This window comes from Pseudoalteromonas sp. MER144-MNA-CIBAN-0113 (assembly GCF_040308965.1).
Lineage (GTDB): Bacteria > Pseudomonadota > Gammaproteobacteria > Enterobacterales > Alteromonadaceae > Pseudoalteromonas > Pseudoalteromonas tetraodonis.
In genome coordinates, this window is record NZ_JBEOOG010000001.1 from 140,215 (window position 1) to 164,495 (window position 24,281).

Consider the following 24,281-nt stretch of genomic DNA (forward strand, 5'->3'; position numbering starts at 1 on the left):
TATGAGTAATGTCGGTCAATTAGAACGAAAAACCCAAAATCGAGCGGTTACATTTATTAAAGAGCAGCTAAATTACGACTATTTAGGTGATTGGGAATACCGCGAAGGCAACAGCAACATTGAAACGGCATTACTTACTAAATGGCTTAAAGCCCGAAGAACACCTGAAACGCTTATTAAGCGTGCATTACGAAAATTAGACGCTGCCGCTGCCCTAGGCGAAGGTAAAAAGCTATTTGATGCTAATAAAGATGTATACCGGCTACTGCGTTATGGCATAAAAGAAAAAGAAGGCACGGGACAGCAAAATCAAACAGTTTGGCTGATCGATTGGGAGAACCCAGAAGCTAATCATTTTGCGATTGCTGAAGAGGTTACAGTAAAAGGCGAGTTAAAAAAGCGCCCTGATATAGTAATTTATGTAAACGGTATTGCGCTAGGCGTAATTGAATTAAAGCGCTCCTCGGTCTCAGTAAGTGAAGGTATTCGTCAAAACTTAGATAACCAGAAAAAAGATTTTATTCGTAATTTTTTTAGCACCATGCAACTGGTTATGGCGGGTAACGATACGCAAGGTATACGCTACGGTACTATTGAAACCTCTGAAAAATATTACTTAGAATGGAAAGAGCCAAATAGCACACAAGGCTTACCAGCTGCGGGGGTAACAGCAGACACCTTACTAGATACTCATCTTGCTCAATTATGCGATAAACATCGGTTTTTGCAGCTTATACATGACTTTATTGTGTTTGATGCAGGCGTTAAAAAAACCTGTCGCCATAATCAGTTTTTTGGTATTCAAGCCGCTAAAAAACATGTAACAGCAAAGCAAGATGGTATTATTTGGCACACTCAAGGCTCAGGTAAAAGCCTCACTATGGTGTGGCTCGCTAAGTGGATACGCGAAAACATAACGGACTCACGAGTATTAATCGTGACGGATAGAACCGAATTAGATGAACAAATTGAGAAGGTGTTTTCTGGTGTTGATGAAGAGATATATCGTACCCAAAGTGGCCAAGATTTAGTTGCCACCTTAAACCAACCTAACCCTTGGCTATTTTGCTCATTAGTGCACAAATTTGGCCGCAATGGTGAAGCTCCCAGCGATAAAGACGATGAAGAAGCGACAAAAGATTATCTTGAAGCACTGACTAAAAACTTACCCAATGACTTTGCTGCTAAAGGCAACTTATTTGTGTTTGTGGATGAGTGTCATAGAACGCAGTCGGGTAAGTTACACGAAGCAATGAAAGCGCTTTTACCTGAGGCTATGTTTGTTGGATTTACTGGTACACCATTAATGAAAAAGGACAAGAAAAAGTCTTTAGAGGTATTTGGCCCATACATTCACACCTATAAGTTTGATGAAGCTGTAAATGATGGTGTAGTACTTGACTTAAGGTATGAAGCTAGAGATATAGATCAGCATTTAACCTCTGATAAAAAAGTAGACCAGTGGTTTGCTGCAAAAACAAAAGGGCTTTCAAACCTTGCAAAAATGCAGCTCAAACAAAAATGGGGCACGATGCAAAAAGTGCTCTCGAGTAAATCTCGCTTAGAGCAAATTGTTAGTGACATTTTAATGGATATGGAGATCAAACCTGCACTCATGTCTGGCAGGGGTAATGCTATGTTAGTTTGCGCAAGCGTTCATCAGGCCTGTGTTGTTTATGACTTATTTAGTAAATCAGACTTAGCTAACAAATGTGCAATTGTGACTAGCTATAAACCAGCAGCAAGTTCAATCAAAGGCGAAGAAACGGGTGAAGGTAAAACAGAAAAGTTATTTAAATATGCAACCTATCGCAAAATGTTGGCTGACTATTTTGAGCAACCGGAAGAAGAAGCAGCAAAACGCGTAGAAGAGTTTGAAAAAACTGTTAAAAAACGCTTTATTGAAGAACCTGGTCAAATGCGGTTACTTATTGTAGTAGATAAGCTATTAACCGGTTTTGATGCTCCTTCTGCGACCTACTTATACATTGATAAAAAAATGGCTGATCATAATCTGTTTCAAGCAATTTGTCGTGTAAATAGGCTTGACGGTGAAGATAAAGACTATGGTTATATTATCGATTATAAAGATTTATTTCGCTCATTAGATAAAGCGATTAAAGATTTTACCGCTGAAGCTTTTGATGGTTACGATGAAGACGATGTTGCTGGTTTATTAAAAGATCGCCTCAAAGAATCTAAATCTGATTTAGACAATGCATTAGAAGCTGTTAGAGCTTTATGTGAACCAGTAAAAGCACCAAGAAATACTAAAGACTTTATTCATTACTTTTGTGGTGAATCAGGAGTTGAACCAACAGATGAAAACGAACGCAATGAAAAAGAAGCACTGCGTTTAACCCTTTATCAAACCGTTGCCAAACTTATACGTGCGTACACCAATGTTGCAAATGAGATGGATCAAGCTGGTTATTCACTGACTGAAGCTGAAAAAATAAAAAAAGAAGTCGCTTATTTTGAGAAAGTTCGTGACGAAGTAAAACTAGCCAGTGGCGACTTACTCGAAATGAAACGCTTTGAGCCTGCAATGCGACATTTGCTTGATATGTATATTCGTGCTGATGACAGCGAAGTACTCATGGATTTTGAGGAACTTGGCTTAATAGATTTAGTGGTAAATAATAATGGCGCAGGACTTGATTCATTACCTGAAGGCATTAGAAATAATGAAGAATCTATGGCGGAAGCGATTGAAAATAACGTTAGAAAAACCATCGTTGATGAAAACCCTGTAAACCCTAAGTACTTTGAAAGCATGGCTACATTACTTGACGCTATTATTGCGCAGCGCAGAGAGCAAGCTATAAGCTACCAAGACTACCTAGAACAAATTAAAGCTTTAGCTAAAAAAGTTGTAAACCCGACAGGCAATAATGCCCATAACTACCCTACTTCAGTAGATAGCCCCGCCAAACAGGCTATTTACGATAATTTTGGCAATGATGAAGTACTTACAAGTAAAATTGATACTGCAGTGCGCTACACAAAAAAAGCTGAGTGGCTTGGCGATAGGTTTAAAGAGCGTGAGATTGTTAATGCAATTAGGCAAGAGACATCGAGTTATGAAGTCGATATTAATGAAGTTATGGAGCTTGTAAAAGCCCAAAAGGAATATCATTAGTGGATCAGGCTAATACTGAAGTGATACAAATTGGCGGTATTGATGTTGAAATTAATCGACGAGACATTAAGAACATCCATCTAAGTGTTTTACCGCCCAATGGTAAGGTTAGATTATCGGTACCTAATAAAACAAGCGAACAAACCATTCGGCTTGCTATTGTTAACAAACTTGCTTGGATAAAAAAGCAACAAGTTGACTTTGCCAAGCAAGAACGACAGTCAATCCGTGAAATGGTCAATGGTGAGTGTCATTACCTTTGGGGAAAAAAATACCGGCTAGCAATAAAAAAGCCTGAGGGTAAATTTACCGTTACCGCGAAAGGTAGCGGTCAGTTAGAGTTAAAAGTGAATGAGAATACATCACCCGATAATTGCCTCAAGTTATTAAACCGTTTTTATCGTGATGAAATGCAACGATCAATTGAAAAGTTACTGCCCTCATGGCAAAAAAAACTTGGCGTAAAAGCAGACTCACTTAATATTAAAAAAATGAAAACAAAATGGGGCAGCTGCAATATTCAGGCAAAGCGGGTTTGGCTCAACCTTGAACTTGCTAAAAAGCCGCCTGAATGTTTAGAATATATTTTAGTGCATGAGCTAATCCACCTACTTGAACGACACCATAATGAACGTTTTAAAGCATTGATGGATAAGCATATGCATAACTGGCGCGAGCGCCGAGACTTACTAAACAGCTTGCCTTTAGCTTATGAAGATTGGCAATACTGATAAACATTAGAGAGTTATTTTGAAGCTTGAAATAACCACATTTCAAAAAACTATAACGAAAGAAACTGTCTCTAGCCTAAAATCACACATGTTAAATGATAAATAAGTATTAAACTAACCCATCAATCTCACATACTTCTCTGCCAGTTCGTCCACACTTTCTCGATGATTAGGGTCGGGCTTTATACAATCAATGGGGCATACACTGACGCACGTTGGCTTGTCGTAATGACCCACACATTCGGTGCATTTTGTAGGGTCTATCTGATAAATTTTAGCGTCCATATAAATTGCTTCATTTGGGCACTCGGGGTCGCACATATCACAGTTAATGCATTTGCTGTTTATTAATAAAGCCATGAATTACCCGTTAAACAGCTTGTTTGAAAGGATTACGGGTATCTTGGTTTTCATCCAAGTTGCGCATCAGTATGGCGTGCTCTAAATCGATAGTGTCAGGCAGTGGGATTTTTACGATATGGCCTGAGCCTTTAGCATCAGTAATGCTTTCGCCTTTTTTGTTTTCCATACTCTCAAGGGTAAAGCTAATATTACCTTTCGGCGTCATTAGCTCTAATGAATGGCCAACACAAAATTTATTTTTTACATCTATTTCAACCAAACCATTAGCATTACGTTCTAATACTTCACCTACAAATTGCTGCTTGGTAGATACAGAATGGCCGTATTCGTAATTTTGATAATCTTGATGAGCGTGGCGCTTTAAAAATCCTTCGGTGTAACCGCGGTGTGCAAGGTTCTCAAGAGTTTTAAATAAATCAGCATCGAATGGTTTACCTGCAACCGCATCGTCAATCGCTTTACGATACACCTGAGCGGTACGCGCAACATAATAAAATGACTTAGTACGCCCTTCTATTTTTAGGCTATGCACCCCCATTTTTGTTAGCTGCTCTACGTATTGCACGGCGCGTAAGTCTTTTGAGTTCATGATATAAGTACCATGCTCGTCTTCAAATGCAGGCATATATTCACCCGGGCGGCCTTGCTCTTCAAGCATAAATACATCGTTACTTGGTGCGCCTTCACCTAACGTAGGTATAACCGTTTTAGGGTCAATTTTATGTACCATTTCACCGGTTTCGTTCTCAGTGCCAGGTTTAATATCATACTCCCAACGACATGCATTAGTGCAGGTGCCTTGGTTGGGATCGCGTTTATTAATATAGCCTGAGAGTAAACAGCGCCCTGAATAGGCCATACACAGAGCACCATGGACAAATACTTCTAGTTCTGTTTCTGGGCATAAAGAGCGAATTTCACTTATTTCTTCAAGCGATAACTCTCGAGATAAAATTACCCGTTCAATCCCCTGCTTGGCCCAAAAATTCACGCTTGCAAAATTAACTGCATTGGCTTGAACCGACAAATGAATTGGCATATCAGGCCATTTTTCATGTACTAGCATAATTAACCCAGGATCTGACATGATCAATGCATCCGGTTTCATAGCAATCACCGGCTCTATATCACGTAAATACGACTTAACTTTTGCGTTATGCGGGGCAATATTCGACACTACATAAAACTTTTTTTTCAGCGCATGTGCTTCGTTAATCCCTATTTGTAATGTATCTAAATCAAATTCGTTATTGCGAACCCTTAAACTGTAACGAGGCTGACCGGCATACACAGCGTCGGCACCATAAGCAAAGGCATAACGCATGTTTTTTAAGCTACCAGCAGGGCAAAGTAGTTCAGGAATAAACGGGGTTGAGGAAGAAACAGCTGACATGTGCGCTCCATACATCGAACCGGGTTCAAGCCGGTTGCATGAATAATTATACCAACCCGCAATAATACTTAATCATTTTACGGGGCTAAACGTGTCGCTACCTGCGTTAAAAAAATCTCATTTACGACTGCATGGATGCAGAAGGTAGAGCAATGCAGGAGCAATTGCCGAGAACAACTAAATAGCAATTTTTTTGCCTAGCTATCAACACGTTTTTCCAACCTCAAAATAGACCACTTAATTAAGCGAATTGGTATTAAGGAAAATAAACCGCGCAAGTATAATGAGGGGGCAAAAGAGAAACCTTGATCAAGATCATCAAAATTTCTTTCTGCGCTAATAAATGAAGAGCAGCAGATTTAAGTTATTTTTTACTGCTTAATTGGTTCGAGAATTGACTAACGGCATCAACAACTTGTTGCGCGCCTTTTTTAATATCATTCATCACATGGCCCGACTCATTAGAAAAATCTAATCCTTGCTGAGCTTTGTGTTTGCCTTGCTCTATTACAGCCACCGTTGATTGGGTTAAATTTTGGTTTTGCTGTACAACATCCACAATCTCTTCGGTAGCTTTACTGGTTCTTGAAGCGAGTAAACGTACTTCATCGGCGACTACGGCAAACCCACGGCCTTGCTCACCAGCACGCGCGGCCTCAATAGCCGCATTAAGCGCCAATAAATTAGTTTGATCAGCAATGCTGCTAATACTCTGCACTATGCTCGCAATAAGTTGCGATTGTTTATCTAATGCTGAAATTTCTTGAGCAGCTTGCTCCATTTGCACCGACAGTTCGTTCATAACCTGTACAGTTTTTTGTACCACCTCCGCGCCTTTATCCGCGTTATTGTCAGTTTCGATAGAGGTGCCATGCGCAATATTTGCCGCTTGCTCTATGGCCAGTTCTCTTTCTACTTGATCAGTGATCACCGTAGCAAACTTTACTACTTTGTAGAGCTCATTGGCTTCATTAAAAATCGGATTATATGATGCTTCTAACCACACCTCATGACCGTGCTTATCAATACGTTTAAATCTGCTCGCAATAAACTCGCCATTGCGCAACCGTTGCCAGAAGACTTGATACTCTTTACTACTCGCTTCTTGTTCGTCACAAAACATAACATGATGCTTGCCCACCACGTCTTGTCTTGAATAACTCATACTTTTTAAAAAGTTGTCATTAACACGTAGAACTATACCCTGAGTATCAAACTCAATAACCGCTGTTGAACGATGCAATGCTTTGGTTAAATCTTCGTTTTCTCTCGAGCTTTCAATTATTTGTGTAAGCACAGTGCAATGCAGGGTTAAATACTCAAGCTGACCTTGCTCATTTTTTATCGGGTGTAAAATACAGCGTAACCAATCTCGTTGTCCGTTTTCGTGAGATACTTGAATAGCGCCAGCAAAATGTTCGGCTTTACTTAACGCTTTTTTAAAGGCATGAAAATCAGCGTTATTTCTCGCATTTTCTGAAATAAAATCTAAAATGTTTTTATTAATTATTTTATTATTCGAGTAGTTAAACTCCCGCTCAAAGTTTTTATTTTGTCTTAAAATAGCGCCTTGTTTATCAAGCTCTAATACCAGCATTTCACTGTCTAAACTTTGCTTAACCTGCTCCCTCACAGAAAGCTTACTTTGTAAATCAGCAACTTGAGTTTTTAAAGATTGGTTGAAAAACATACTTTTACCTTAAAGTTTGCATGTATTCTTCATGCATTTGGAGTCGATAGACGCATTGACAATCGCTATGACTAAAAATAATACAAATCAGATGCAGCACTAATTTATAAACTCATATTAACGTTATAACCACTTTTTTAGTTCAGTTAAGTATAGGTTGTTAAATTAAAATATTCGTCAACGTAGAATAAATTAGGTTTTTTCGACTAAAACGCGTATAATTCGCGCCCGTTAATATTCAACCTTTTATTTAAATTATTGGAGCACAAAGATGGCTTTAGAGCGTACTTTTTCAATCGTAAAACCTGATGCAGTTGCTAAAAACCACATCGGCGCAATCTACAACCGTTTCGAAACTGCGGGTCTTAAAATCGTTGCAGCTAAAATGGTTCACCTTTCACAAGAGAAAGCTGAAGGTTTCTACGCTGAACACAGCGAACGTCCTTTCTTTGGTGCTTTAGTATCTTTCATGACTTCTGGCCCAGTAATGGTTACTGTTCTTGAAGGCGAAAACGCTGTTCTTAAAAACCGTGAAATCATGGGTGCTACTAACCCTGCTGAAGCACTAGCTGGCACTTTACGTGCAGACTACGCTGATAGCATCGACGAAAATGCGGTTCACGGTTCTGACGCTGTTGAATCTGCTGCTCGCGAAATCGCGTACTTCTTCGCTGACGAAGAGCTTTGCCCACGTACTCGTTAATTCGAGTTCACAGCTAACCCTGTGATGCAAAGTATGAAAAGGGCTTTCGAGCCCTTTTTTAGTCATTAAGTAAAATATTAGCCGTTTATTTATGATGTTTTACTTAATGATTATAGTGGATGAATTGTGTACAATTCGTCCTTGTAAATTTTTACCATCACCGCCACCGATTGAGGTTGTTACATGACCGAGCAAAAAAAGATTAACTTATTAGATTTAAACCGAGATGCAATGCGAGAGCTATTTGTATCATTCGGTGAAAAGCCATTCCGTGGCGATCAGGTGATGAAATGGATTTATCATTTTGGCGTAGATAATTTCGACGAAATGAGTAACGTAAACAAAAAGCTAAAAGAAAAGCTTAAAAATGAATGCGAAATTGTTGCACCAGAAATATCAGTTCGCCAACAAGCCAGCGACGGTACCATCAAATACGCACTCGTGTTAGAAGGCGGTCAAGAAGTTGAAGCAGTTTGGATCCCAGAAAAAGATCGCGCCACCTTGTGTGTATCTTCTCAAGTGGGCTGTGCACTAGAATGTACTTTTTGCTCAACGGCACAACAAGGCTTTAACCGTAACTTAAAAGTATCTGAAATCATCGGCCAAGTATGGCGCGTAGCAAAAGACATTGGCCTTGACGGCAATAGTGAGAAACGCCCTGTCACCAACGTGGTAATGATGGGTATGGGCGAGCCGCTGCTTAATCTTAAAAACGTTGTTCCAGCTATGGAGTTAATGATGGACGATTGGGGCTTTGGTTTATCGAAACGCCGCGTTACTTTAAGTACTTCTGGGGTGGTGCCTGCACTTGATTTATTGAAAGAAAAAATCGATGTAGCACTGGCGATTTCTTTGCACGCTCCTGATAACGCGTTACGTGATATTTTAGTACCCATTAATAAAAAATACCCGATTGAAGAATTTTTAGCGGCGTGTCGTCGTTATATTGATGGCTCTAAAGCAAATAAAGACGTGACCATTGAATACGTGATGCTTAATGGTGTTAACGACAGCACTGATCAAGCACATGAACTTGTTAAAACATTAAAGGGTACACCGTCAAAAGTGAACCTTATTCCGTTTAACCCGTTTCCAGGTAACGAGTACACACGTTCAAGCAACAGCCGAATTGACCGTTTTTCAAAGGTATTACAAGCTGCGGGGATTACCTGCATTGTACGTCGTACCCGAGGGGATGATATTGACGCAGCCTGTGGGCAATTAGCGGGTGATGTTGTTGACCGTACTAAGCGTTTAGCGAAAAAGAAAATGCGTGCAGATAATGCGATTGCCGTAAATATTCAGCAAGCCTAATTTTTTGAGTAATCAAGAGCCTTTGTGATATATCGTTTATTTTTAAATAAATGATGCAACACAAAGGCTTTGAGGTAAGATAGAGGTTATGGATATAAATAAAGAGACAAAGTAATGCGATCTTTACTTACGTTAGCACTATCAACACTGTTTTTAAGCGGTTGTGTTACCGAGAATAGTTACAACGGCAGCGATAAACCGGTCCTCGAGAATAAAATTAATAACGATGGTGCAGCTCGCACGCGCATAGCATTGGCATTACAGTATTTAAATACAGGCAATAACTCTCAAGCGAAATATAACTTAGAACGTGCCAGCGAGTACGCCCCAAACTTACCCGAAGTACACTACTCTTTAGCATACTATTACCAACAAGTTGGCGAGAACGGATTAGCCGACAAAGCCTATCAAAAAGCGTTGGCCATTAAGCCAAATGATCCTAACACCTTAAACAACTACGGCACGTTTTTGTGCAGTATTAATGAGTATGACCGCGCCACCGATCAGTTTTTAAAAGCGATTGAAATACCTAGTTATATTCGTGTAGCGCAAAGCTATGAAAATTTGGCTCTATGTGCCATTGAGTTTAACGATTTCACCAACGCCGAAAGCTATTTTCAGCAAGCACTAAACCATAGTTCACAACGCGCATCTACATTAATAAGCTTAGCCGCTTTATATTACGCAAAAAGCGACTTGTACAAAGCCAGCAACTTAATAAAACGTTATGACGATACCGCGCAAGTTTCTTCTCGCGCTTTATTGCTTGGCTATTTGGTTAAACAACGAATGGGTAAAATTGAAGAAGCAGAAAAAATTGCAGCTACCATTTTGCAAACGTACCCAAATAGTGTTCAAGCTAACGCCATTCGTGACAACCAATTAAGGCAAACAGAGTTTGAAGTGCTGCGAGAAAAGTACCGTCAAGCACAACTTGATGAATTACAAGAAAGCAATAATAACAATCAAATTATTGCTGAGCCGAAAATAAAGGTTATTCGTAAAAAAAGCCCCATACCGGCTTCAAATAGCGAAGCGTCAGGTGAGCAAACAAAAAAAATACGCTAGATAATTACACACCTTTTAGCTGTAAACCAAAATATAGCCTTGAGGATGATGTGTAAAAGCCTGTTTTAGGGTAAAGCAATTTAGCATTTCAGTGTGATACAATGCTAGACTACTACGAATAAGGTGTATTAAAGGACTTAAAAACACATAAATTTTATCTAAACACGGTATAGTTTTTAAGATATTTCATGTAGTCCCTTTTTATAGTGCGCCTTAGCAACAAGAATTAACGAATACCAAAAAATAAAAACGAAGTCTTACTCTGGTTGTTAAGCCAAAACATTAACTTTTACTCGTGGATCCAGACTCATACATATTATGAATGAAGATAATACACAACCGCAGAGCGACGAATCCTCTGTAGGACAAATACTAAAATCGCATAGAGAAAATGCAAATATCAGCATTGCTGAAATCGCCTCGCTATTAAAGCTAACAGAATCACAAGTTGAGCATATTGAAAGCGACGAGTATCATTTACTCGGTGCAAAAACGTTTGTTAAAGGCTATATAAAAAACTATTGTCGTACACTAAACATTGATAGCGCAGCTATTTTAGCGATGTTACCGGCTTTTAGCACATCAGATAAACCGGTCGATATGCAAAGCTTTTCAAGGCGCACAGAAAAAGAAGCCCATGACAGCCGACTTATGACCGTAAGTTACTTAATTTTAGCTATCGTTATTGGTTCTTCTGCAGTGTGGTGGTGGCAAAATGCAATGCCTATTGATGAACAAACTAAAACTATTAATGCTAATAACTCGCTCATAACTCAACAACAAGAAAACACCAAGCTGTTAGCTAAAGCCGCCGACGAGGCACTATTAAATGACATTGAATCTACAGAAGAAGTAGATTCTGCATTACAAAATGAACAACAAACAATTCAAGCTGCGCCAGTTAATAATGCACAAAGCACCAGTGAGCCAAAAAACAGTGATTTAAGCACCATTTTTATGATGTTTAACGATGAGAGCTGGGTAGAAATTCACGATGCCAATGATGAAAAAATTGCTTTTGGTGTAAAAAAAGCAGGCTACGAAATGACCCTAACCGGAGTAGCGCCTTTTTCAGTGGTATTAGGCAAGCATGATGTTGTTCGTATTACCCTAAATGGTGAGCCAGTTGATATTTCGGCCTTTCCTAAAAACCGTTTAGCTAAATTTAAATTACCCTTAGCAGAGTAGTCGCTATGTTTTCAGAATCTCCTATAAAACGCAGAAAATCCACACGCATAAATGTGGGTAATGTTCCTATTGGTGATGGTGCACCTATTGCCGTGCAGTCGATGACCAACACAGACACGATGGACGTTGATGCCACTGTAGCCCAAATTCAAGCTATTCAAGATGCCGGTGCAGATATTGTTCGCGTGTCAGTACCGACCATGGATGCCGCTGAGGCATTTAAAAGTATTAAAGAGCAAGTGTCGATACCCCTTGTCGCCGATATCCACTTTGACTATCGCATTGCATTAAAAGTAGCAAAATACGGTGTTGATTGTTTGCGTATCAACCCAGGCAACATTGGTAGTGAAGAGCGTATTAGAGCGGTAGTTGATTCAGCGCGTGAGCATAATATTCCTATTCGAATAGGGGTAAATGGCGGCTCACTTGAGCGCGATTTACAAGAAAAATACGGCGAACCCACTCCAGAAGCTTTATTAGAATCGGCAATGCGCCACGTAGATATATTACGCCGTTTAGACTTTGATCAATTTAAAATTTCAGTAAAAGCATCAGACGTATTTTTAGCGGTAGGCGCGTATCGCTTGCTCGCTAAAGAAATCGACCAACCACTGCATTTAGGAATAACCGAAGCTGGCGGCATGCGCTCTGGCTCTGTTAAATCGGCCGTTGGTTTAGGCATGTTATTAGCAGAAGGCATTGGTGATACGCTGCGCGTATCTCTCGCTGCAGATCCAGTACAAGAAATAAAAGTTGGCTTTGATATATTAAAATCACTGCGTATTCGCTCGCGAGGGATTAACTTTATTGCTTGCCCAAGCTGTTCACGCCAAGAGTTTGATGTGGTGAGCACCATGAACCAACTTGAAGAACGTTTAGAAGACATTATTGAACCGGTTTCAGTGTCTGTAATTGGCTGTGTTGTTAACGGCCCAGGCGAAGCGCTAGTGAGTGATATTGGCCTTGCCGGTGCAAACCGTCGCTCAGGCTTATACATAAATGGCGAACGCCAAAAAGCCCGTATTGATAACAATAATATTGTTGATCAACTCGAAGGTTATGTGCGCGATTTTATCGAGCAAAAGCAGCAACAAACACCAATCGACATAAAAATCGTAGAGTAATTTAAACGCCAGAAATATGCATTCAATTGACTTTTTTAGTAGCGGCATTTAAAGCGCAGTACAAATTACGTACACACCGCTATACTCGCAATTACCTCGTAGTTAGGGTTATAATGCGCGGTCGATTTTTTAGTTTTACGTGGTTGCAGTCTAAGACTGCACATAAACAGATTTAGGATTTATCAGTGGCAAAACAAATTCAGGCAGTTCGCGGTATGAACGATTGCCTGCCAGGCGATACGCAAGTTTGGCAGAAAGTAGAGCACATTTTACGCGAGACCGTATCATCGTTTGGTTATCAAGAAATTCGTTTTCCAATTGTAGAATCAACCGACCTATTTAAACGCTCTATTGGTGAAGTAACCGATATTGTAGAAAAAGAAATGTACACCTTTGCCGATCGTAACGGTGATAATCTAACTCTGCGCCCTGAGGGTACCGCGGTGTGTGTACGTGCAGGCAACGAAAATGGCCTGTTATACAATCAAGAACAACGCCTTTGGTACATGGGCCCTATGTTTCGCCATGAACGCCCACAAAAAGGTCGTTACCGTCAGTTTCACCAATTTGGTTTAGAAACGTTTGGTATTGCCAGCGCCGATATAGACGCTGAAGTTATATTACTCACGGCGCAACTTTGGGAAGCATTTGGCATAAGCGATCATGTACGCTTAGAGCTTAACTCATTAGGCTCAAACGAAGCTCGCGCGCAGTACCGTGATGCCTTAATTGCCTTTTTAGAACAACATACCGATGTACTAGATGAAGACTCTAAGCGTCGTATGTACTCTAACCCGCTGCGCGTTTTGGATACTAAAAACCCAGATATACAGGCAATATTAGTAGATGCGCCAAAATTATCTGAACATTTAGATACTGAATCAAAAGAACATTTTGAAAATTTATGTGAACGATTAGATGCCGCAGGCGTCAAATACACGGTTAATGAAAAGCTAGTTCGTGGCTTAGATTATTACAACCGTACTGTATTTGAATGGGTAACCGATAGCTTAGGTGCACAAGGTACAGTATGTGCCGGTGGTCGTTATGATGGCTTAGTTGAGCAATTAGGCGGTAAATCAACCCCAGCAGTTGGTTTTGCGATGGGATTAGAGCGCCTAGTTTTACTACTTCAAGCACTTGAATGTGTAGGTGACATACGCCGTAGTACTGATGTATATTTATCAGCCATGGGCGACAAAGCCAGCATTCAAGCGCCTATTATTGCATCTACGTTACGTCGAGACGTACCTGGATTACGCGTTATGGTGCATGCTGGCGGTGGTAACTTTAAAAAACAATTAAAACGTGCTGATAAAAGCGATGCATTAGTCGCGGTTATTATCGGTGAAGATGAATTAGAGCAAGGCGTTGTGACCATAAAGTATTTACGTGAGCGTAAAGAACAAGTCACACTAGAACTAGAACAAGCTAAAGCGCTACTTGCAGAACTAATTAATAGCTAAAATTACATAAAGCGCAGCGAGTAAAGCGCTTTAATAGAGGTAAGCATGGAAATTTATTCAACAGAAGAACAACAAGCAGAAGCGATTAAACGCTTTTTTCGTGAAAACGGCCTATCACTTGCATTAGGTGTTATTGTTGGCTTAGGTGGTTTGTACGGTTGGAAAGCCTACAACCAAAACCAAATAACAACGGCAGAGCAAGCATCTGATGCCTACACTAAGCTTGTTGAAAGTGATGACGTATTAGCCTCTGCTGATGCCTTCATCAGTGAAAATAAAGACACTCAGTACGCAACTTTAGCAGCATTTGTTGCTGCAAAAGAAGCCGTAGATGCGCAAAAGTTAGATGTAGCAAATGAAAAGCTAAGCTGGATTGTATCAAATGTCGATAACGCGCAGTTAAAAGCCATTGCAACTACGCGTTTAGCGCGTGTGCAAATTGCTCAACAACAATACGATGATGCATTAACCACGTTAAATTCGCCGTTGCCGGAGGCATTTAATGCAAATGTTGCAGAGTTAAAAGGCGATATTTACACTCAGCAAGGCAATAAAGAACAAGCACGCGTAGCCTACCAAGCTGCGGTTGATGCCGGTGGATTAACCAGCAATCCTCTATTACAAATTAAGTTAGATGACCTAGCAGTAACTAGCCCAGCGGCATAAGGTTTTAGGCATGAGAAAAATAACAACAGCAACGCTCGCCCTTTGTATGGCAACACTTATGGGCTGTTCATCAAGTGATGATGAAGAAGAACTGGTACTTCCTGAAATAGCCAATCAGTTTGAAACAGAAGTTGTTTGGCAAGAATCAATAGGTAGCGGTGTAGAGCATTACTTCTCACGCCTATCACCGGCTGTTTATAAAGATACTGTGTATGTAGCGAGTCGCGAAGGCCAAGTAGAAGCGTTATCACTTGCCAATGGTGATACGCTTTGGGAAACCGATGTTCGTCATGATTTATCGTTTTGGCCTTGGAGCGATAACGATAGTGCAAAATTATCAGGCGGAATATTACAAGCTTATGGTAAAATCTATTTAGGTTCAGAACATGGCTATGTCATTGCCCTTGATCGTGAGACAGGTAAAGAGGTATGGCGTAAAAAAGTGCCAGGCGAATCACTGTCTAAACCTGCTGCAGGCGATGGTTTAGTGTTTGTTAATTTAGCATCAGGTAAGTTACTGGCCCTGCATCCTGATACGGGTGAAGAGCGCTGGAGCTTTGAGCAAGAAGTGCCAGCACTTACCTTACGCGGTCAAAGTTCACCAACCGTCGCTAATGGTGGTGTGTTGGTTGGCCTTGAAACAGGTAAGCTCAGTGTTTTAATTTCTGAGAGCGGCTACTCAGCGTGGAGCGCAGAAATTGCTGTAGCAAAAGGCGCATCAGAGTTTGAGCGTTTAGTTGATGTAGATACACAACCACTTATTAGTGGCCCATTTGCTTATGCTATTGCATACAATGGTAACTTATCAGCAGTAGATATTCGTTCAGGTAATGTTGTATGGAAACGTGAATACAGCAGCTACCGTGAAATTAGCATGGATTTGCAAACAATTTACGTTGTTGATAGTAACGGCGTTGTTTATGCACTTGATAAAGATTCAGGCATTGAACGTTGGAGCCAACCCGCTCTTCGTGGCTGGTACTTAACAGGCCCAGCGGTTGCCGGTAATTATTTAGCGTTAGGTGACCAAGAAGGCAATTTGCATTGGTTAAATAAAGACACTGGCGAGCTAGTATCTCGTGAAGACTTTGACAGCTCAGGTTTTTTTGTTGAGCCTGTTGTTGCTGACGATAAGTTGATTTTATACACCCGTGATGGTGAAGTTAGCGCGGTAAAAATACCAAACTAACTTACTAATAGTCATATAGTTTTTTGTAAGGCTTCGCACTGCGAAGCCTTTTGTTGTTTTTTAAAGAGGTAGTTTATGCTTCCCGTGATCGCTCTTGTAGGGCGACCCAATGTGGGCAAATCCACATTATTTAACCGTTTAACACGTACTCGTGATGCACTCGTTGCCGACTTTCCTGGCTTAACGCGTGATAGAAAATATGGCCAAGCAAATTACGATGGCTTTGAATTTATCGTGGTAGATACGGGCGGTATTGATGGCTCAGAAGAAGGTATCGAAACCGAAATGGCTGATCAGTCATTACTAGCCATTGAAGAAGCGGATATTGTTTTATTTTTAGTTGATGCTCGCGTAGGTATGACAGTGGCTGACCAAGCTATTGCTAACCACTTACGTAAGCAAGAGAAAAAGTGCTTTGTGGTAGCCAATAAAACAGACGGCATTGATGCTGACTCGAACTGTGCTGAGTTTTATCAACTTTCACTCGGTGAAGTTCATCATATCGCTGCCGCTCATGGTCGTGGTATTACTTTACTGCTTGAGCAAACACTTCAGCCAGTTATTGCTGAACTTGCCGCACTTGATGAAGATGTAGCCGATGACGATGAAGAACTTATCGACTTATATCAAGAAGGTGAAGAAGATGACACCGATCACCAAGCGTTTGCCGACAAGCCGGTAAAGCTGGCTATTATTGGTCGTCCTAACGTTGGTAAGTCAACCCTTACTAACCGTATACTGGGAGAAGATCGTGTTATTGTATACGATATGCCAGGTACAACGCGCGACTCTATCTATATTCCGATGACCCGTAATGATAAAGAATATATTCTTATCGATACAGCCGGTGTGCGTAAACGCAAAAAAGTAAGTGACGTGGTTGAGAAATTCTCAGTCATTAAAACACTACAAGCAATCGAAGATTGTAACGTGGTGCTATTAGTGGTTGATGCCCGCGATGGTATTTCAGATCAAGATTTAAGCTTATTAGGTTTTGCGCTTAACTCAGGTCGTTCATTGGTGATTGCAGTGAACAAGTGGGATGGCCTAGATAACTACGTTAAAGATCGTATTAAAACTGAGCTTGATCGTCGCTTAGGCTTTATTGATTTTGCCCGCTTGCACTTTATCTCTGCGCTACATGGTACGGGTGTTGGTCATTTATTTGAATCAGTTGACGAAGCGTATGAGTCGGCAACTAAACGTATAAGCACCGCTATGCTGCGTCGTATTATGGACATGGCACAAGCGGATCACCAGCCGCCACTTGTTCGCGGTCGTCGTGTTAAGCTTAAATATGCGCATGCTGGGGGTTATAACCCACCGCGTATCGTCATTCATGGTAACCAAGTTCATGATTTACCTGATAGCTACAAACGCTACCTAATGAACTACTACCGTAAAGCACTAAAAATTATGGGTACGCCAATCAAAATTGAATTTAGAGAAGGCGATAACCCATTTGCAGGGCGTACTAATAAAGTAACCCTGTCGCAAAAACGTAAAATTCGTGCGTTTAGTAAAGAAAACCGCAATAAGTCATAACGATTTTGATTAAGTCAGTTTAATAAAACGGCGTACTTTATAGTACGCCGTTTTTTATGATTCAAAATTAATTAATGCTAATTGCACCAGCCGTTCAACTGTGGTGCCTTGAAGATTTTTAGGCGCTTTAGGGTAATATTTCGATTTTGGCGTTTTAATGGATATGAAACCATGATTTGTAGCCATCTCATTAGCTAATAGCTTACGCTCTTTGGGCGTTAGATGATTTTCGTGTATTTTTTCCAGTTCACCACTATCAAGCCATATTCCTGCACAGCTTGGGCACTCATCTATTTCAACTGCTTTTAGCGCTGAAAAATACCTACGCATCATCACTATGCTTGGGCATTTAGGGCAATTTACTCGCATTGCGACTTCACCCTCACCTTCGGCATAATTACTCAAATACTTAAGTAAAACCTGACCATGTTTTAACTCTGGCGAGCTAAATTTAAAATTTGGCTGTTATCGAAAAAAACGCCGCCTAACGACGATGTATAAACAGTGATACCGCCAACTAATATAGGCTCCAATGGTGTATTTGTACGAGGGCACAACATTTTCAAAAATCCTTTTTATTTTAATACCTAAAGTTAAATAGTTATTCTAACGCTTTGTGTATCAGGCCAATTAATGGTGTGTGACCTGCCAATACAAACTCATGTGCATTATCTGACATTTTTTTCCAAGTACAGCGAGTAATCCCAATCCATTTTTCTTCATCATAATCGGATTTCGAACCTGCAAAGCTAAGCATGAAATGCTCAATAAATATTTGGGTGTTGGCTATTCGCCTTATCGGTTAGCAAAATACGTTATTAAATATCGCTACTCCAATATGTTTTATTTTAAACACCAGTAAAACAATAAGCTAGACTGCTGTTAAAAACCAACGCATTAATTGAGTGAACTTGTTATTATCATAAAATCAGCGCGCATAAATAATAATTAAAATTTTAAAAAGTGAAATTCAACATGCTAAAAAAAACAATTTTAGCTATTGCCTTAGCAGCCACCTCGCTGCCAAGCTTAGCCGACAGTAACAGCGATTTAAAAACCATTATTGATAACCACTGGCAAAACGCCAAAGCTGAGAAAATATTTTTTAGAACCGATCCTGATGGTTGGAAGCCCAACGGTACCCTACCCGATTGGAGCGAGCAAGCCATTGCGAAGCGCCAAGCTTACAACAACAGCGTACTAAAAAACTTAGCCAGCATTGATCCTAAAACGCTCAATAGCGAGCAGTTAATGAACTACCGCTTGTTTAAATATGAGCGAGAAACCGAGCAGCAAAGCTACCTTTACCAAGATAAATACTTTCCGGTTAATTTTTTAAGTGGCTGGCACACTTACTTTGCAGAAGCGCCGGCCAACATGGCCTTTTTAACCATTGATGATTACGATGCCTTTTTAGTGAGCCTTGGTGATTACCCGCGCTTTAATCAGCAAAACATTAATTTACTGAAGCAAGGCATTCAAACTGGTTTTACCCACTACTGCGAAACGTTTAAAAATTATGGCCAAAGTATTAGCGCCCATATAGTTAAACAACCTGAGAATAGCGCCTTATATGAGCCATTTACTCGCATCCCTAATACATTTACTGCAGCGCAAAAAGAAACTTACCAAAATAAAGCTAAAGCGTTAATTGCCTCAAAAGTCGTGCCTGCTTACGAGCACTTTTACGACTTTTTTGAAAACGAATATATGTCACATTGTAGAGCGCAGCCCGGTATTGCAAGCATCAAAGGGGGCCTTGATTATTACAAATATACAGTAAATTATTACACCACAACAAATGCGACCCCCAAGCAAATCCATGAGCTTGGCCTTAAAGAAGTGGCGCGCATTAAAGCACAAATGCAAGCCATTATTGATAGTGTTGGTTTTGAAGGCAGCTACAGTGACTTTTTAAAATTTTTAGCAACCGATGAGCAATTTTACGCAACCGATCCCCAAGACTTGCTAGAAAAGACCGCTTTTATAACCCAAAAAATGTATGGCAAACTCCCCACTTACTTTGGCCACTTACCGCGCAATACTTTTACCATTAAAGGCTCAGCGAGTCGCGGTGCGTTTTATATGCCACCTGCTGATAACCGCTCACCGGGTACTTACTTTTTAGCCTCAACTCCAAAACTGCAGCCTTTATATAATTTAGAAGCACTTAGCCTACACGAGGCCATACCTGGGCATCATTTACAAAACGCCATTGCGATGGAGTTAGACGTTCCTGAGTTTAGACGCACACTGAGCCACTCTGCTTTTGGCGAAGGCTGGGCACTTTATACAGAGCGTTTAGGTAAAGAAGCGGGCTTTTACCAAAGCCCATACAGTGACTTTGGCCGTTTAGGCTACGAAATGTGGCGCGCAGTGCGCTTAGTGGTTGATACCGGTATTCATGCCTTTGGCTGGAGCCGCCAAAAGGCGATTGATTATTTGGCTGATCATACCGCTTTGCCACAAAGCGCAGTGGAAGATCAAATAGACCGCTATATTTCTTGGCCAGGCCAAGCGCTTTCATACAAAATGGGCGAAATTAAAATACGCGAACTACGTGCCAAAGCAGAAAAACAGCTAGGCGCACAATTTGATATACGCAGCTTCCACGATACCGTTATTGGACAAGGTTCACTCCCTATGGCGGTACTAGAAGATGTAATTAATGACTGGATAGCACAGCAAAAATCAGCTATTTAAAATAAAGCTAGAACAAATTGAGAGGCGGTATTGTTGCCGCCTCTTTTTAAAGCCCTATTAAACACCTCAAAACTAATCCCTACCCACTTTTGCTTCGTAAAGTTAATGATTTTAAAAACCAGAGCTTAAGTATGAAAAAACGTATTCTGTATTGGCTGCAAAATGATTTGCGCATTGATGACAACCCCATACTCAATGATTTATCACAACAACAATGTGAACTTGATATCGTATTTGTGATCAATCCTGCTTGGTTTAAAAGCAATAACTATCAACAAAAACCCTATGGTGTACATAAACAACGCTTTCTAATGCAAAGCCTATACGAGCTACAGGAGTCTGTTTTAGGTCTTGGCCAAACCTTGCATATTTTAGAAGGCGATCCGGTAAGGGTATTAACACAGCGTATTAATGAGCTTGGCATTGATGAAGTAGTTTATAGCGAGCAAATAGGCGTTTATGAGCAACGCCAAATTACCGCGCTTAAATCGAAATGCGCTACTGTGGTATTTAAATCTGTGATGCAAGATACCTTATATCAACAGCAACAACTGCCCTTTGAACTTGCTGATTTACCAACCGGCTTCACCCCTTTTAGAAAAAAAATCGAAGCCACTGGTATCAGTTTATCCGCAGTGCCGTTCTCAGCAAAAAGACTTCCACCGCCTATTATTTTATGTGCTAAACAGCCTATATCAGAGCCGCCAACAGGAAACCCTTTACTCCAAGGTGGACACAAAGCCGGCCTTGCGCATTGTCTACAGTACTTTTCATCAGCTTTACCAAGCAGCTATAAAATCACCCGTAATGAGCTGGATGGCTTTGATAACTCGACTAAATTTAGTAGCTGGCTGGCTTTTGGTTGTATTAGTGCCAAGCAAATTTTTTGTGCAGTAGATGCCTATGAAGCGCAGCATGGGGAAAATGAATCAACATACTGGATCAAGTTTGAATTGCTCTGGCGTGAGTATTTTAAGTGGCATGCAATTAATGTGAAGCATCAGTTATTTACTTTTAAAGGTAAAAAACAAAGCTCGCCACTTACCACTTTTAGCCCGAACCGTTTTGCAAAATGGTGCCAAGGCAGTACCCCATTTCCGCTAGTTAACGCTATTATGAAGGAGCTTAACGCAACGGGCTTTATCACTAACCGTTCACGACAAATTGCAGCCAGCTGTTTGGTCAACGAACTACAACTAGACTGGCGCTATGGCGCTGCTTACTTTGAACAACAACTTATTGATTACGATGTAGCCGCTAATTGGGGCAACTGGCAATATATTGCTGGGGTTGGGGTCGATCCGCGCGGTGGGCGACACTTTAATTTGGCAAAACAAACCCAGCAATACGACCCACACGGTGAATATATTGCCAAATGGCAAGGGAATGAGCACTGTGATGCACAGTTAGATGACTTAGACGCCGCCGACTGGCCTGTGTAATAAGAAAACCTCGAACATAATACTGGCTAGCTGACTCTCGTTACAAGCCCAAGGTTAAGTCTTGGGCAAGTGTGCCGCTGGGCTTTTCTACTACGCGGTTAATTTCAACCCCATTATGCTTCACAATAAAAGTGGGGGTATACTGTAAGTAATGCGCTAGGGCAATGCCTGCCTCATCACGTTTGTCATAACCTACTGTAACAAAGGTTATTTTCGAAAGTTCAACTTTCGACTCATCGAGTAACTTTATAAATCGAGGTACTTCGCGAGCACTGTCATGACACCAGGTACCTAAAAGCACTAACACCTCTTTACCTGCTAATTTTTGCATCAATGCAACGTCTTGGGGTGTAGGCGAAAATGCTTGGTATTGCTTGGCAAGTTTATCGTGATCGCTTAATAAACGCTTAGCAGTAACAGCGTCTGAGTGTGGTTTGAGCGTTGCATTCACTGCCAGTGGTAAACTCAACATTAAAAGTAAAATTAATTGTTTAAACATAATCTTATACTTAAAAAGCATTTTAGCTACTATACCCATAATCGAGCTTAAGTAAATAAAAGTTACTTGCTTTTATCCATAAAATCATCCACTTGCGATAAAACCGCTAAGTACTCACGTTTGGCTTCTTTGTTTTGTTCTAATTTATCTAAATCACCGATTAACGTCACTAATTGCGTATGTGAATAACTCGATGTTGTTCTAAACTCATTCGTCGCCCCCACACCACTGAGTCGTTTTCTTTCATCCATACGATAACTATCTTCATTTTTTTCGAGCCAAATATCGTTAATAAGACGAATATTGCTCTCACTGGTGGTTGTTTCTTTCAATTCCTTTTTTAGTTCGTATTGAGATATTTCAGGATTAAACTGATACACTTTTTTATCTACATCCACCTCATGGGCCTGATCAAGGGCAACCAATTCGTTATTTTTTACAGCAGTACCAACAGTGTAATTTTCTTGTTTATCATAATAATCAGGAGGGATGTCTGAGCGGTTACCTTCTTCATAATTAAAACGTGTGCTCGCCGCTTTATCTTGAGTAACCCCAGTTAATCCTGCTGACTTTTGGTATTCTGTATTTTGACTCAGCTTTGTGGTGCTTGTTGCTATGTAATCACCTTGATCCATTGCAAAAGAAAATTTTGCATCAAAATCAGCTAACTTAGAAATCCCATCGCCTAGGGAATTTTTATCACTACTTCCTAGTCCTTGATAGCGTGGATCACGGGTGATCATATTGTCAACTAAATCAGCTACCAGCTCGCGTCCGTTAGTAAACTGCTGTGTAGCAACTGACTCTATTTGACTATAGCGCTCAGCGGCTGATGACATACTACTAAACGCACTTTTAAAAACAGCGAGCCCTTGTTTCATCACTTCATCACTTTTGTGACCAAACGCCGAACGTGTACTTTTCTCAGAGCTATTGAGCTGGCTATCTTCTAAACTCTTATCGAGCGCTTTTATGTATTGCTGCATTTGGCTTTTGTCTTGCGCGCCAATGGTTGACATATCGAGCGAAAAATCAATGTTGTTCTGACCATTTACCGATTCAAACTCCAGTATTTGCTGCTCAGAATCTTCATCAAGGGTATAGCTTAAATTAAGCTCATTGTCTTTTCCAAGGAGCGCTCCATCAACATCGGCAGTATTTCCCTCTGACGTTGAAAAATACAAATCAAAACCCGAAAGCTGTTTATTATCAAAATTGCTTAGAAAGCTTAAATCTAAATCAGCTTGGTTTGCGGGTACGTAACGACTGTAAGCGCTTTGTTTAGCCTTAAAAAATTCATCCGCCATTTCACCAACACCAGAAAGTACTTGCGTTAATGCTTGGTGTTCAGCCTCAGATAAGTCGCCATCTACTTCATAACTTACGCTAAATTCGTCAGTGGTTTCGCCTGTTTCCTCATCGTAACCTTGCGCAGAATGAAAAGTGATTTTAATAACATCACCTTCTTTGGTTTTTACCGACAGCTCAAATCCATAGTTATCATCATCCTCATATCGCTCGCGGTTAAAACTTTCCATAAAGGGGTCTAGCGAGCGTTCAACACGCTGCTGACTAGACGCTAAAAACGTTTTTTGATTGAACCCAAGCTGCCCCAAGTTTGATAAAATATCGCTAGTGTTAGCATAAGCGCCCTGAATATTTTTTACCGAGCTGTTTAAACGCTCAATTAACTGATCACTACGTTCATTTTTTAATAGGCCCTCTTGCTGAGAACTTATCACCGTACGTAGTGCAACCTCTTCACTAGAGAGCTTATAATTTGAGCCACTGGGTGTGCTGGAAATCGTGAGTAACGAGGATAATTGCTGATTAAGTATTTCATCGACTTGTTGGTCACTAAACTGACTAAGCATTTCATCAGTGATTGTTGCCGAACTTGGCGCTAAGTGAGCACGCGATTGCAAACCTGTGGGCATACTGGTTTGGTTTGAATTATTGACCGATTGGGCAAGCAACGCATTTAAGTTAGCATAATTGCCTTGTAGTTTATTAACCATGATTATCCTTAATCTTCAGTACAATATAAATACGGTA

General features: G+C 40.5%; 17 protein-coding genes and 3 pseudogenes. 13 read left to right on the forward strand and 7 right to left on the reverse strand.

The window, feature by feature from the left end:
- The first annotated feature begins 1 nt into the window (after window position 1).
- A complete protein-coding gene (locus tag AAEY57_RS00580) occupies window positions 2-3,142 on the forward strand; it encodes a type I restriction endonuclease subunit R (protein ID WP_350605676.1) in 3,141 nt (1,046 codons plus the stop codon).
- Window positions 3,142-3,873, forward strand: coding sequence for a M48 family metallopeptidase (locus tag AAEY57_RS00585; protein ID WP_350605678.1), 732 nt, complete (start codon window positions 3,142-3,144; stop codon window positions 3,871-3,873). The genes AAEY57_RS00580 and AAEY57_RS00585 overlap by 1 nt, the downstream gene beginning before the upstream one ends.
- A gap of 114 nt (window positions 3,874-3,987) precedes the next feature.
- Here AAEY57_RS00585 and AAEY57_RS00590 read toward each other — a convergent pair whose 3' ends face one another.
- From AAEY57_RS00590 to AAEY57_RS00600, 3 genes are all read right to left on the reverse strand, one after another.
- Complete coding sequence (locus AAEY57_RS00590; protein ID WP_350605680.1) at window positions 3,988-4,233, reverse strand: YfhL family 4Fe-4S dicluster ferredoxin; 246 nt, start codon at window positions 4,231-4,233, stop codon at window positions 3,988-3,990.
- Window positions 4,234-4,243: 10 nt separating this feature from the next.
- Complete coding sequence (gene trhP, locus AAEY57_RS00595) at window positions 4,244-5,629, reverse strand: prephenate-dependent tRNA uridine(34) hydroxylase TrhP (protein ID WP_350605683.1); 1,386 nt, start codon at window positions 5,627-5,629, stop codon at window positions 4,244-4,246.
- A 364-nt stretch (window positions 5,630-5,993) separates the two neighbouring features.
- A complete protein-coding gene (locus tag AAEY57_RS00600; RefSeq protein ID WP_350605686.1) occupies window positions 5,994-7,319 on the reverse strand; it encodes a methyl-accepting chemotaxis protein in 1,326 nt (441 codons plus the stop codon).
- Window positions 7,320-7,590: 271 nt separating this feature from the next.
- Between AAEY57_RS00600 and ndk the strand changes: the two genes are divergently transcribed.
- The 9 genes and pseudogenes from ndk (at window position 7,591) to der (ending at window position 17,582) form a co-directional block, all read left to right on the forward strand.
- Window positions 7,591-8,022, forward strand: coding sequence for a nucleoside-diphosphate kinase (gene ndk / locus AAEY57_RS00605; protein ID WP_008111339.1), 432 nt, complete (start codon window positions 7,591-7,593; stop codon window positions 8,020-8,022).
- Between the two features lie 183 nt (window positions 8,023-8,205).
- Window positions 8,206-9,336 carry a dual-specificity RNA methyltransferase RlmN gene (gene rlmN, locus AAEY57_RS00610; protein ID WP_350605690.1) on the forward strand — a complete coding sequence of 377 codons (1,131 nt, stop codon included), beginning with the start codon at window positions 8,206-8,208 and terminating at the stop codon, window positions 9,334-9,336.
- Between the two features lie 114 nt (window positions 9,337-9,450).
- Window positions 9,451-10,350 (forward strand): annotated as a pseudogene (gene pilW, locus AAEY57_RS00615) (type IV pilus biogenesis/stability protein PilW); the annotation flags it as partial.
- 372 nt (window positions 10,351-10,722) lie between these two features.
- Window positions 10,723-11,592 (forward strand): RodZ domain-containing protein, encoded by an 870-nt coding sequence (locus tag AAEY57_RS00620; protein WP_350605692.1) that lies wholly within the window; start codon window positions 10,723-10,725, stop codon window positions 11,590-11,592.
- Window positions 11,593-11,597: 5 nt separating this feature from the next.
- Window positions 11,598-12,716 carry a flavodoxin-dependent (E)-4-hydroxy-3-methylbut-2-enyl-diphosphate synthase gene (ispG, locus tag AAEY57_RS00625; RefSeq protein WP_013462930.1) on the forward strand — a complete coding sequence of 373 codons (1,119 nt, stop codon included), beginning with the start codon at window positions 11,598-11,600 and terminating at the stop codon, window positions 12,714-12,716.
- 185 nt (window positions 12,717-12,901) lie between these two features.
- The gene (gene hisS / locus AAEY57_RS00630) at window positions 12,902-14,182 is read left to right on the forward strand and encodes a histidine--tRNA ligase (RefSeq protein ID WP_350605695.1); all 1,281 of its coding nucleotides are present in this window, start codon (window positions 12,902-12,904) and stop codon (window positions 14,180-14,182) included.
- Between the two features lie 45 nt (window positions 14,183-14,227).
- Window positions 14,228-14,848 (forward strand): YfgM family protein, encoded by a 621-nt coding sequence (locus tag AAEY57_RS00635; RefSeq protein ID WP_028834270.1) that lies wholly within the window; start codon window positions 14,228-14,230, stop codon window positions 14,846-14,848.
- A gap of 10 nt (window positions 14,849-14,858) precedes the next feature.
- On the forward strand, window positions 14,859-16,037 hold the full coding sequence (gene bamB / locus AAEY57_RS00640; RefSeq protein ID WP_064663352.1) for an outer membrane protein assembly factor BamB: 1,179 nt from the start codon (window positions 14,859-14,861) through the stop codon (window positions 16,035-16,037).
- A gap of 75 nt (window positions 16,038-16,112) precedes the next feature.
- Entirely contained in the window at window positions 16,113-17,582 is a 1,470-nt protein-coding gene (gene der, locus AAEY57_RS00645; protein WP_010389444.1) for a ribosome biogenesis GTPase Der, read from the forward strand.
- 54 nt (window positions 17,583-17,636) lie between these two features.
- Here the strand turns inward: der and AAEY57_RS00650 are convergent.
- Window positions 17,637-18,142 (reverse strand): annotated as a pseudogene (locus AAEY57_RS00650) (TFIIB-type zinc ribbon-containing protein).
- Window positions 18,143-18,183: 41 nt separating this feature from the next.
- Window positions 18,184-18,357: pseudogene (locus AAEY57_RS00655) on the reverse strand (DUF4202 domain-containing protein); the annotation flags it as partial.
- A gap of 200 nt (window positions 18,358-18,557) precedes the next feature.
- On the opposite strand from AAEY57_RS00655, the gene AAEY57_RS00660 reads away from it, so the two are divergent.
- Window positions 18,558-20,285 (forward strand): DUF885 domain-containing protein, encoded by a 1,728-nt coding sequence (locus AAEY57_RS00660; protein WP_350605698.1) that lies wholly within the window; start codon window positions 18,558-18,560, stop codon window positions 20,283-20,285.
- A 131-nt stretch (window positions 20,286-20,416) separates the two neighbouring features.
- The gene (locus AAEY57_RS00665; RefSeq protein WP_064663350.1) at window positions 20,417-21,727 is read left to right on the forward strand and encodes a DASH family cryptochrome; all 1,311 of its coding nucleotides are present in this window, start codon (window positions 20,417-20,419) and stop codon (window positions 21,725-21,727) included.
- 40 nt (window positions 21,728-21,767) lie between these two features.
- Here AAEY57_RS00665 and AAEY57_RS00670 read toward each other — a convergent pair whose 3' ends face one another.
- Window positions 21,768-22,226, reverse strand: coding sequence for a TlpA family protein disulfide reductase (locus AAEY57_RS00670; RefSeq protein WP_350605700.1), 459 nt, complete (start codon window positions 22,224-22,226; stop codon window positions 21,768-21,770).
- A 62-nt stretch (window positions 22,227-22,288) separates the two neighbouring features.
- Entirely contained in the window at window positions 22,289-24,244 is a 1,956-nt protein-coding gene (locus AAEY57_RS00675) for a hypothetical protein (RefSeq protein WP_350605703.1), read from the reverse strand.
- Window positions 24,245-24,281 lie beyond the last annotated feature (37 nt).

What these genes read in the sequence shown, in the direction of transcription:
- AAEY57_RS00580 (WP_350605676.1), top strand. Translation starts at nt 2, where the DNA reads ATGAGTAATGTCGGTCAATTAGAACGAAAAACCCAAAATCGAGCGGTT.
- AAEY57_RS00590 (WP_350605680.1), bottom strand. Translation starts at nt 4,233, where the DNA reads ATGGCTTTATTAATAAACAGCAAATGCATTAACTGTGATATGTGCGAC.
- trhP (WP_350605683.1), bottom strand. Translation starts at nt 5,629, where the DNA reads ATGTCAGCTGTTTCTTCCTCAACCCCGTTTATTCCTGAACTACTTTGC.
- AAEY57_RS00600 (WP_350605686.1), bottom strand. Translation starts at nt 7,319, where the DNA reads ATGTTTTTCAACCAATCTTTAAAAACTCAAGTTGCTGATTTACAAAGT.
- ndk (WP_008111339.1), top strand. Translation starts at nt 7,591, where the DNA reads ATGGCTTTAGAGCGTACTTTTTCAATCGTAAAACCTGATGCAGTTGCT.
- rlmN (WP_350605690.1), top strand. Translation starts at nt 8,206, where the DNA reads ATGACCGAGCAAAAAAAGATTAACTTATTAGATTTAAACCGAGATGCA.
- AAEY57_RS00620 (WP_350605692.1), top strand. Translation starts at nt 10,723, where the DNA reads ATGAATGAAGATAATACACAACCGCAGAGCGACGAATCCTCTGTAGGA.
- ispG (WP_013462930.1), top strand. Translation starts at nt 11,598, where the DNA reads ATGTTTTCAGAATCTCCTATAAAACGCAGAAAATCCACACGCATAAAT.
- AAEY57_RS00635 (WP_028834270.1), top strand. Translation starts at nt 14,228, where the DNA reads ATGGAAATTTATTCAACAGAAGAACAACAAGCAGAAGCGATTAAACGC.
- bamB (WP_064663352.1), top strand. Translation starts at nt 14,859, where the DNA reads ATGAGAAAAATAACAACAGCAACGCTCGCCCTTTGTATGGCAACACTT.
- der (WP_010389444.1), top strand. Translation starts at nt 16,113, where the DNA reads ATGCTTCCCGTGATCGCTCTTGTAGGGCGACCCAATGTGGGCAAATCC.
- AAEY57_RS00660 (WP_350605698.1), top strand. Translation starts at nt 18,558, where the DNA reads ATGCTAAAAAAAACAATTTTAGCTATTGCCTTAGCAGCCACCTCGCTG.
- AAEY57_RS00665 (WP_064663350.1), top strand. Translation starts at nt 20,417, where the DNA reads ATGAAAAAACGTATTCTGTATTGGCTGCAAAATGATTTGCGCATTGAT.
- AAEY57_RS00670 (WP_350605700.1), bottom strand. Translation starts at nt 22,226, where the DNA reads ATGTTTAAACAATTAATTTTACTTTTAATGTTGAGTTTACCACTGGCA.
- AAEY57_RS00675 (WP_350605703.1), bottom strand. Translation starts at nt 24,244, where the DNA reads ATGGTTAATAAACTACAAGGCAATTATGCTAACTTAAATGCGTTGCTT.